Genomic DNA, 8,005 nt, shown 5'->3' on the forward strand with positions numbered 1-8,005 from the left:
TTTTCGTCTTTGCTTTTTCATAATTCCTCATTTTAACACGATTGAAGAACTATGCAGTATTTTATAACTTAACTGGTGGTCCTATTTCTTGGTACCGTTTCTAACCAAACCTCGTGCAAAAAAAGAACCTTAACTTCGACTTTTCACATTTTGGCCCCAACTTTTGTTTCCCCCCATTAAACGTGGTTAAAATTTTTCAAAAATTTAACTTAACATCCAATTATCACACAACTATTTTATAGCAAACATCACTTATTCAACCCACAAATCCTTTATTTATCTAGGTATCAAACCTTGTGTCCCCTTACACATGTCACTTGTACAGGAAAATACGGGCATTTCTCTTTTCTGCAGCCATGGGGGTGATTTTCCGTGTGATGGCAGGTTGGAGAGTCATTTCCCGGCAGTAAAAGTGAGAAATGCTGTTGAAGAAAATCAACAGCAACCGCCAGTGAAATTCGAACATATGCCTTGCAGCAGCTTGGGCCCGTGAGTTTCGTGATTGCTCTCATTACCCTGGAGACAAGTTCCATGGTGAGTTTCTGCTCTTTGTTGCGACCACATCTTGATCCGGTAAGTATCGCTATGCAGGCTCCAAGAGAAGGGGCTATTCCACAGGTTCCTGTCAAACCGCAATAGCCACCATGAGCCTGTTTCTCTGTGCGGTGAAAGACTTCGAGAACCGCCTCGTTCGCCAGATCGAATGAACCTTCATTTTTCAGAGCAGTTATTAATGCCCCACCGGCAATATATGTATGCTGGCAACCAAGCATTGGCAGAATGGGGAGGTCCATGCAGAGTTCGGCAATTGCAAATGGATCAGTTGAGGTAGATTCCATAAGTATGGTTTTGATTTGCTGAATTGTCTGTTGATTGTGGCATGAATCACAGACCATATGGCCGTTGGGGCAGGAGATATACCATTTATCAACACTGTTACAATAATGACAATGGCCTTCCACCGGCTGAGTATGGTATCTCAGGGAGGAGCTGCAGATCATACAGTTTTCAATATTTCTTTTTAAAGAATTTTCCCGGTCTGTGTTCTTTTCACGATGACGACCGTCATCATTTGATCCTCAGCAGTTCTCCGGCATTGTCTGTGATGGTGTAAATATATTGATCATTATTTTTCTCTTTCGATTCCGGCAACCCGGGAAAGTTCACCAGGCAGGTGATACAATTCCAGGGTGGCAGACGGTAAAATATAAATGGTTCATCTCTCTTATATGAACCATTATCTGGTGCCATAGTTGGTCTTTTGGGCCGATATCTGAGTTGGCCTAAAAATTTTATCCTCGGAGGTAAGCGTAGACTCCGATATCAATTATATGCGTGCGGTAAAACTCCCCGTGCGCCTTGATCTCGACCAAAAATCCTTGTTTCTGGGCAGGCACTGTCTATATAAAGATATCTTCTAAATAATAAAAGTTATTTTTAAATTTGACAGGGCAACGCCCAGATGGAACGCTGATTACGTACAAAGCTCAGCCTGTTAAAGCAGGCACATCCACAATTCGGCTGAGTTTCATGGGTAATTAAGTAGAAAATATGTAAATTCTGTTTTAAGTCAAGACACGAAATATTGATGACTGGACATCAGGGAGGGCAAAAAATAATGAAAATCCAAACTGCTGCGGTACGACCTGCAGCCGGGGGGCAGATAAAAATATGGAAAAGGAAGAGAAAACAAGATAGGCTGTGTAGTTCTATTATGAGAGGAAAAATGGTATACAGTGGTTTCAGATGATCTTGAAGAATTGCCTTTTCGCCCGATTTCTGAGTTACGGGAAAATGAAAAATGCTCACATATGACTACTCTGCTGTGTTTTTTTAATTTCCCTGTTCCTTGATTTTGAATGAAAAGTTAATTTTCCAAGGTATCTTTCAGAAACAACAAGATATTTTATCAGCCCGGAAGATCTTTTTCGGGCAGTAATTACAACAAAGGGGAAAATGATGAAAAAAACAGTCCTTCTGCTCACTATTTTCAGTCTTATCTTTTCAATTCAGGCCCTGGCCGCCGACCGGATTGTCAACGGCATTGACGCAAACTTTCCACCATTTGCCTATATCGATAAAACAGGTCAGCCCAGCGGTTTTGATGTGGAAGCCATGAACTGGATAGCCAAAGAAATCGGAGTGGAAGTAAGTCATCAGCCGATTGAATGGGATGGTATCATAACCAGTCTTCTCACGAAAAAAATTGATATCATCGCTTCCGGTATGAGCATCACTGAAGAGCGTGCCAGAAAGGTCAGTTTTTCAACCCCGTACTGGGTGATCAAGCAGGTTATGGTGGCAAAAAAAGATTCTCCGCTCACTATTGACACTATTTTGAAGGGGAAAAAAACCATCGGTGTTCAGCAGGGAACATCTGAAGCCAAATGGTTGAAGGCTGAGGCAGCCAAAAATGGCTGGAATTTTGAGCTTCGTTACTACAGTTCTGCGCCTCTGGCTGTTGAGGATGTCCTGAATGGCAGAATTGATGCCGCGGCCATGGATGATGCTCCGGCAAAAGATGCTTCCTCGAAAAAAGCTGTTCATATCGTCGGTACTTTTGGTATGGGGGACGAACAGTTCGGTTATGCCGTGCGAAAAGAGGATAAAGAATTGCTGGCAAAGGTCAATAAAGCCCTGGCCAAGCTGATGAAAACCGCAACATGGCATGATCTGATCAAGAAGTATGAACTGGACAAATAACTGTTCCGAAAACCAGCCACGGCTGGACCTGGTGGTTCAGCCGTTTTCTCAATAAGGTATTTTCGTCACTCTTCTGATAAACCCATGACGTCCGCTTTTTCCGTTATTCTTGATTCCCTTCCTTATCTGCTCCAGGGATCATTCATCACCCTCGGCATTGTGGCTTCAGCCATGCTTTTCGGTCTGGTGATCGGTATAGGCATGGCTGTCGGTCTTGTGTACGGGAACAGATTTGTGCAACTGATCTTTTCAGGGTATATCTGGATTTTTCGGGGAGTGCCGGTGGTTGTTCTGCTTTTTCTCTTTTATTTCGGGATCTTTACATATCTTGGGCTGTCGTTCAGTGCCTTTACCTCGGTGGCTGTTGTGCTTGGTATGACAACTGGTGCTTACCAGGCCAATATCTTCAAGGGAGCGATTCTGTCACTTCCCCAGGGGCAGTTTAAGGCGGCCAGCGGTCTGGGCATGAGTGATTTTCAGGCGATAAAGAACATTATCCTGCCCCAGATACTGCGGATGTCCATTCCGGCATGGTCAAATGAATTCTCAATAATCCTGAAGGATTCCGCCCTGGCATTTGTGATCGGCGCACCTGAGATCATGGCACGGACCCAGTTTGTCGCTTCCAGAACCTACCAGCATCTGCCTCTCTACATTACCGCAGGGGTCATCTATTTTATTCTCACCTGGGCTGGAGTTATTGCCCTGAGAAAACTGGAAAAACGTCTCCAGATTCCCGGATATTCGCACTATGGAAGTTGAATTATGAATGAAAACAAACCGATTCTCAGGGTGGAAAATATCACCAAATCGTTTGGTGAAAATACTATTCTCAGCAATGTGAGTTTTCAGCTGGAAAAAGGGGAAATCAAGGTCCTGATCGGGCCGTCAGGTGGAGGGAAGAGTACTTTGCTGCAATGCATGAACTGCCTGGTTCTTCCCGATTCCGGCAGGATATTTCTGGAAGGAAGGCTGGTCGATTTTTCCCACAGGCAGGATCTTTATCAGCTTCGTCAGAAGCTGGGGATGATTTTCCAGGATTTTAATCTTTTTGATCATCTCACTGCTCTTGACAATATCACCATTGCCCTTCGGAAAGTGAAAAAGAAGAGCAGGAGCGAAGCCGAACAGAGAGCCAGACAGGAACTGGAACAGGTCGGCCTGGCCGATAAAGAGAACCTATATCCCGCCCAGCTTTCCGGTGGGCAGAAACAGCGGGTAGCCATTGCCAGGGCCCTGGCTATGGACCCGAAGATTCTCATGCTCGATGAGCCGACTTCCGCCCTTGATCCGGAACTGATCGGCGAGGTGATCGCTGTCATCAAGCAGCTTGCGGCACGGGGAATGACCATGATCATGGCCACCCATCAAATCAGCCTGATTTCATCCCTGGCGGATGAGATACTGTTTATGGAAAAAGGGAGCATTGCCGAGCAGGGGGCTCCGGAAATCCTGCTGGGTGCCGGGAACAACAGTAAGACGATGGGGTTTTGTAATCGACTTGATGAGCTTTCGGGGGTGGAGAAATAGCCGTGGAATTTTCACCTTTCTACCAGGAACTGGTGACCAGTCTCAATCGGGGGCTTGTGGTGTCAATTGCCCTCATTGTCCCTTCCGCAGCTGGTGGTGTGCTTATCGGTATTCTGGCCGGCACTGTCCGCACCTTCGGCTCCACTGTTCTCAGAAGGATCGGGGATACGTATGCGGCGGTCTTCCGGGGCACGCCTCTGGTTGTGCAGCTTTTTATTCTCTATTTCGGCCTTCCCAATATAGGCATCTATTTTTCACCTTATATGGCGGCAGTCACCGGCTTTACCCTCTGCAGCGGTGCTTACCAGTCCGAATATGTCAGGGGTGCTCTGCTGTCCATCAAAAGCGGTCAGCATCTTGGTGCCCAGGCCCTTGGTTTTACGAGGTTTCAGACCATTTTCTGGATAATAGTACCCCAGGCTGTTCGTCGTGCCCTGCACGGCTGCGGCAATGAGATTATTTATCTCATCAAATATTCTTCCCTGGCGTTTATTGTCACCTGTATAGAACTGACAGGTGAAGGGAAGACCATTGCCACCGAATACTTCAGGTTTACCGAGGTCTTTGCCCTTATCGGCCTCTATTATCTTGTGCTGGTGACAATCGCCATGTTTATTTTGAAAAAAATCGAGAAGGTTCTTTATATTCCGGGATTCGGAAGGGCCTGATCCTCCACTTTGTCTGTTCTGGTTATCTATGCAATTCAACCGGACTGGGGATGTGCCTGTTTTATCAGGCGTATTTCAAAAATCACTTTAGACTGATTATAAAATGATCTGGACTGACACTTTTTTATTTGAATTCCTTATCAATTGAGATTCCCAGTGATTTTTGACCGTAGGCTAGCCTGATCAAACAGGTACATCCACAATTTGGCTGAATTTCATGGGTAATCAAGATAACTTTTGTTATTTAGAAGATATTTTATAATACAGGATGATTCGCCATGGTGCCTTATTCTCCCCTCACTTCAGAACTGAAAGCGATTATAGCTGATGGAATCAGTTCGGATTCGTCCATTGTCGAAACGGAGAATCTGGTCAAATATTCTTCGGATGCTTCCACACTCAGTTACCTGCCGGAACTCGTCGTTATTGCAGGAAGTGTGGATGATATCAAGGTGGTGATGGAACTGGCGAACAGGTATCATTTTCCCGTGACTCCCCGTGGTGGAGGATCGGGCCTGGCGGGAGGCTGCCTGCCGTCCCGGGGTGGTGTCGTGTTGTCCATCATGGGGCTGAACCGGATTGAACGGATCGATACCGGAAACTTTGTCATGAAGGTCGGTGCAGGGGTTATCAGTCAGAAGGTACGTGAGGCGGCTGAAGCCGCCGGCCTCTTTTATCCGCCGGACCCCGCCGGAATGGATAGAAGCACCATTGGAGGAAATGGGGCCACGGACGCGGGGGGACCCTCATGCCTGAAATATGGCACGACTCGCGATTATATCCTTGGGCTGGAGGCGGTTCTGCCCGATGGACAGTTTATTTCGACCGGGGTGGAAACCAGGAAGGGAGTGGTGGGGTATGATCTTACAAATCTGTTGATCGGCAGTGAGGGGACACTTGGTATTATTACCTCCCTCACCCTGAAACTTCTGGCCAGGCCTCCGGCTCTGAAGACAATGATGTGTGTTTTCACTGATATGGTATCAGCAATGAATGGTGTTGCGGCCATTATGAAAAAGGGTTATCTGCCAAGCGCTCTGGAATTCCTGGATCATAAATGCCTCAGATTGGTCGGTGAGCTGCTGCCCTTTTCTCCTTCCGGTGATAAACCATCTCTGCTCATCATTGAAATAGACGGTCCGGAAAAGCAGATTGAAAGAGAGATAACTGAACTCTGCAGAATCACAGAAAAAAATGGTGCTACGGAATTTATCAGAGCTGAAAATTCAGAGGAAAGGGAAGAGATCTGGGCCGTCCGACGTCAGGTCAGCCTGCGTATTCATGACCATGCGGAGCTGTACATACCGGAGGATATCGTGGTTCCTTTGAGTAATATCGCCGCCCTTGTGGATGTTCTGCCTGAATATGAAAAAAGATACGATATGGAAGTATTCTCGTTTGGTCATGCGGGAGATGGTAATATTCACCTCAACATCACTACCGGAAATATGGCTGATAAAGATCGTGTGTTGGAAGGAACAAAGGCCCTGCTGGAACTGACACTGGAACTTGGCGGGACAATATCCGGAGAGCATGGTATCGGTATTGCGAAGAGTCCGTTTCTGGCCATGGAGTTGTCCGAGACTTCCATTACCCTGCAGAAAAAGATCAAAAAACTATTTGATCCCAACCTGGTTCTGAATCCGGGAAAGATTTTTTATGAAAAGTGAACATATGAATGGTAACCGCAGTTCTTTTCGGGATTTTCCGGTGAGCAGAAGAGTTCGCGCCATATCCCCGTCGGCCACCAAAGAGATGGCGGATCTGGCCGCCGGGACTGGAGGTTGTGTGTCCCTGGGGCAGGGCGTTCCTTCTTTTGCCACGCCGGATCATATCATTGAAGCGGTTACGGAAGTAATTCACAAAGATCCCGGCAGCGGCAAATATACCCTGCAGAGTGGTATGGTTCAACTGCGTGAATGTATTGCGGGGTATCTGCTGCGGGAAAAAAATATCTCCGTTGATCCTGAAAATGAGATCTGTGTGACCGTCGGAGGTATGGAGGCCCTGCTGACGACTATTTTTGCCGTGATTGATCCGGGAGATGAAATTATTCTTCCTTCACCGACGTACGCCTCCTATATTGAACAGATTCTGCTTGCCGGCGGTGTCCCGAAGTTTGTTCCACTTACCTCTGACTGGGACCTGGATCTGTCAGCGATCAGGCAGGCGGTCACTCCGGAAACGAGGGCGGTCATGCTCTGCAACCCTGGAAATCCCACGGGAGCGGTTTTTCCCGATGACCAGACGATGGAGCTGGGCAGGTTGGCGGTAGAGTGTAATTTTGTAATTATTACAGATGAAGCCTACGATTATATTCTCTATTCAGATGAAACCCTGACCAGTCTGCTCAGTCATGAAGAGTTAAGGGAACATGTGATCTCGGTATTTTCTCTTTCTAAGAAATATGCACTCACCGGCTGGCGGATAGGCTGGGTTGCGGCAGATCACCGGTGGATGAAGCAGATTATGAAAGTTCATGATGCTGCAACCATCTGCGCTCCGACCCCATCCCAGTTTGCCGCCCTGGCCGCCCTTGAGGGGGATCAGGAATGTGTCACCACCATGCGAGATGCCCTTGAACAACGAAGAACTCTCTGCTGCTCCAGGCTTGACAGGCTTTCAGATTATTTTTCGTATGTCCCCCCAAAGGGTGCTTTTTATATAATGGCCAGATACCTGTTTACGGATGCTTCGTCAAAAGAAGTCGCCACACGGCTTCTGCGGGAGGCAAAGGTCATCACTATTCCCGGTGGTTCTTTCGGACCGGGGGGAGAAGGGCATCTCCGGCTTTCTTTTGGCGGGGAGCCGGATGAGATCATGGAAGCTTTTGACCGGCTGGAGACCTGGCTTGGCCGATCCGGTTAATATCCCGGCTTTACTCCTTTCGGGGCATTGTCCTGTCTTGCCCTGCAGAGTGAACAGTGCTGATATATGTTCCTGATGCTTTCAGGGTCTGTTCAATCTGTTCCATGTCTGTTTCTGCGGGATTAAAAACAACACTGTTTATCTCATTGTTATCCAGCCAGCCTCTTGTGACATTGATGATTCCGGGCTGCCCTTCCAGGGCGGCTTTACCGACATCGTATCATGCCACGACAAAT

At 47.1% G+C, this 8,005-nt stretch carries 9 protein-coding genes; 7 read left to right on the plus strand and 2 right to left on the minus strand.

Translation table 11 applies throughout. The features are described from left to right. Positions 1-287 precede the first annotated feature (287 nt). Together ACXLDX_RS04565 and ACXLDX_RS04570 are read right to left on the minus strand one after the other, a co-directional pair. Positions 288-1,001 carry a DUF5714 domain-containing protein gene (locus ACXLDX_RS04565; RefSeq protein WP_457576012.1) on the minus strand — a complete coding sequence of 238 codons (714 nt, stop codon included), beginning with the start codon at positions 999-1,001 and terminating at the stop codon, positions 288-290. A 67-nt stretch (positions 1,002-1,068) separates the two neighbouring features. Beyond that, entirely contained in the window at positions 1,069-1,251 is a 183-nt protein-coding gene (locus ACXLDX_RS04570; RefSeq protein ID WP_457576013.1) for a hypothetical protein, read from the minus strand. A gap of 708 nt (positions 1,252-1,959) precedes the next feature. Between ACXLDX_RS04570 and ACXLDX_RS04575 the strand changes: the two genes are divergently transcribed. From ACXLDX_RS04575 to ACXLDX_RS04605, 7 genes are all read left to right on the plus strand, one after another. After that, a complete protein-coding gene (locus ACXLDX_RS04575) occupies positions 1,960-2,703 on the plus strand; it encodes an ABC transporter substrate-binding protein (protein WP_457576020.1) in 744 nt (247 codons plus the stop codon). 84 nt (positions 2,704-2,787) lie between these two features. Further along, positions 2,788-3,465 carry an amino acid ABC transporter permease gene (locus ACXLDX_RS04580; protein WP_457576014.1) on the plus strand — a complete coding sequence of 226 codons (678 nt, stop codon included), beginning with the start codon at positions 2,788-2,790 and terminating at the stop codon, positions 3,463-3,465. Between the two features lie 3 nt (positions 3,466-3,468). Continuing rightward, complete coding sequence (locus ACXLDX_RS04585; RefSeq protein ID WP_457576015.1) at positions 3,469-4,233, plus strand: amino acid ABC transporter ATP-binding protein; 765 nt, start codon at positions 3,469-3,471, stop codon at positions 4,231-4,233. Between the two features lie 2 nt (positions 4,234-4,235). Beyond that, positions 4,236-4,901: an amino acid ABC transporter permease gene (locus ACXLDX_RS04590; RefSeq protein ID WP_457576016.1), complete on the plus strand. Its 666-nt coding sequence runs from the start codon at positions 4,236-4,238 to the stop codon at positions 4,899-4,901. A gap of 278 nt (positions 4,902-5,179) precedes the next feature. Beyond that, positions 5,180-6,571 carry an FAD-binding oxidoreductase gene (locus tag ACXLDX_RS04595; protein ID WP_457576017.1) on the plus strand — a complete coding sequence of 464 codons (1,392 nt, stop codon included), beginning with the start codon at positions 5,180-5,182 and terminating at the stop codon, positions 6,569-6,571. Beyond that, the gene (locus tag ACXLDX_RS04600) at positions 6,561-7,769 is read left to right on the plus strand and encodes a pyridoxal phosphate-dependent aminotransferase (protein WP_457576018.1); all 1,209 of its coding nucleotides are present in this window, start codon (positions 6,561-6,563) and stop codon (positions 7,767-7,769) included. The genes ACXLDX_RS04595 and ACXLDX_RS04600 overlap by 11 nt, the downstream gene beginning before the upstream one ends. Positions 7,770-7,825: 56 nt before the next feature. Further along, a partial coding sequence (locus tag ACXLDX_RS04605; protein ID WP_457576019.1) for a hypothetical protein occupies positions 7,826-8,005 on the plus strand: 180 nt, incomplete at its 3' end.

It is taken from the genome of Desulfomarina sp., from assembly GCF_054039375.1.

Excerpts from the sequence above, each read along its gene's own strand:
- ACXLDX_RS04565 (WP_457576012.1), bottom strand. The coding sequence starts at position 1,001 with ATGATCTGCAGCTCCTCCCTGAGATACCATACTCAGCCGGTGGAAGGC.
- ACXLDX_RS04570 (WP_457576013.1), bottom strand. The coding sequence starts at position 1,251 with ATGGCACCAGATAATGGTTCATATAAGAGAGATGAACCATTTATATTT.
- ACXLDX_RS04575 (WP_457576020.1), top strand. The coding sequence starts at position 1,960 with ATGAAAAAAACAGTCCTTCTGCTCACTATTTTCAGTCTTATCTTTTCA.
- ACXLDX_RS04580 (WP_457576014.1), top strand. The coding sequence starts at position 2,788 with ATGACGTCCGCTTTTTCCGTTATTCTTGATTCCCTTCCTTATCTGCTC.
- ACXLDX_RS04585 (WP_457576015.1), top strand. The coding sequence starts at position 3,469 with ATGAATGAAAACAAACCGATTCTCAGGGTGGAAAATATCACCAAATCG.
- ACXLDX_RS04595 (WP_457576017.1), top strand. The coding sequence starts at position 5,180 with ATGGTGCCTTATTCTCCCCTCACTTCAGAACTGAAAGCGATTATAGCT.
- ACXLDX_RS04600 (WP_457576018.1), top strand. The coding sequence starts at position 6,561 with ATGAAAAGTGAACATATGAATGGTAACCGCAGTTCTTTTCGGGATTTT.